The organism is Streptomyces sp. P17 (assembly GCF_032436805.1).
Lineage (GTDB): Bacteria > Actinomycetota > Actinomycetes > Streptomycetales > Streptomycetaceae > Streptomyces.
On the sequence record NZ_JAVRBF010000188.1, the window covers coordinates 1 to 1,115 of the forward strand.

1 protein-coding gene and 1 pseudogene are annotated in these 1,115 nt (G+C 63.5%); one reads left to right on the top strand and one right to left on the bottom strand.

Going from position 1 to position 1,115, the window contains the following annotated elements; translation table 11 throughout:
• Positions 1-496, bottom strand: a pseudogene (locus tag RMT89_RS40255) (hypothetical protein); the annotation flags it as partial.
• A 311-nt stretch (positions 497-807) separates the two neighbouring features.
• On the opposite strand from RMT89_RS40255, the gene RMT89_RS40260 reads away from it, so the two are divergent.
• A partial coding sequence (locus RMT89_RS40260) for a hypothetical protein (protein WP_315888705.1) occupies positions 808-1,115 on the top strand: 308 nt, incomplete at its 3' end.

The following is a 1,115-nucleotide window of genomic DNA, read 5'->3' on the forward strand; positions in this document are numbered from 1 at the left end:
CGACTGGATTGGTGGGGATCAGCCCATCGTCCACCGCATCACCCATGACGGAGCGCAGCAGCTGGTACGCGTTGCCGTTCTGCGTGGCGGTGGCGGGTAGCGCGTCGTACCAGCGACGCACCATGTCGCGGGTGAGGGCAGTGACAGTGATGTGGCCCAGCTCGGGAGCGATGACGAGCTTGACGAGGTTGCGGTAGGTGGCGGCGGTGGAGTCTCGCAGCGGTTTGCGGCTGCGCTGCTGGCGTCGGGTGATGATGTGCTCGCACCACTGTGCGACGGTGGTGGGGCGGTGCTCGACGGCGCGGTTGGTGGGTGGCGTCCACTGCTGCCGGTCGATCAGTATTTCCTCGTCGCGCAGCCACGCCTCGGCGTCGGAGCGGAGCAGGTAGGTGGAGGGACCGAGGTAGTGGAGGCCGTCGGGCCCGATGTAGCGGGCCTGGTAGCGACCACTGGGGAGCTGTCGGAGCGCGCCGAAGGGGCGTCGTTGTCTGGCCATGCGATGAGTCTATGGCACGCTAGTGGCACGCGAGGCTGCGGAACCTGATTTTTGAGCGTAAATGAGAGAGGTTCAAGTCCTCTCTCGGACACACGAAGAATTGCCCCTGACTAGGTTAAATGCCTAGTCAGGGGCTTTTCTGTGTGTATAGGAGTGTGTGAGAGTGTGCAGGAGTGTGTGGGGGTGTGGCTCACTATGGCACGCTAGATGCACGGCCAAGAAATCTCCCCGGTGTTTTTCTCGATCCCCTCTTGCATACCGGTACCCACATGTGTATACTGGGATACATCAGATAGGGAAAGGAACCCACTATGAACGCCACGATCACCTACCGCACCGGCAGCTACTACAGCGAGACCGACACAGCCAACCACATCTGGGAGATCTCCGACGAGCAGGGCATCGCCTCCGAGCTGTACGTCAGCATCAGCGACGCCGAGGTCATGCAGATCGAGACCCGCGAGGATCGCCGCGGCGAGGGCCTCGCCCGCCAGCTCTGGGAGGCCGCCAATGCGCAACTCGGCATCGTCTACCACAGCCTCCCCGCGCACCGTACCCCCGAGGGCGAGGCTTTCGCCAGCGCGGTCGGCGGCGAGTCCGTCACGGAGTGCCACATCGA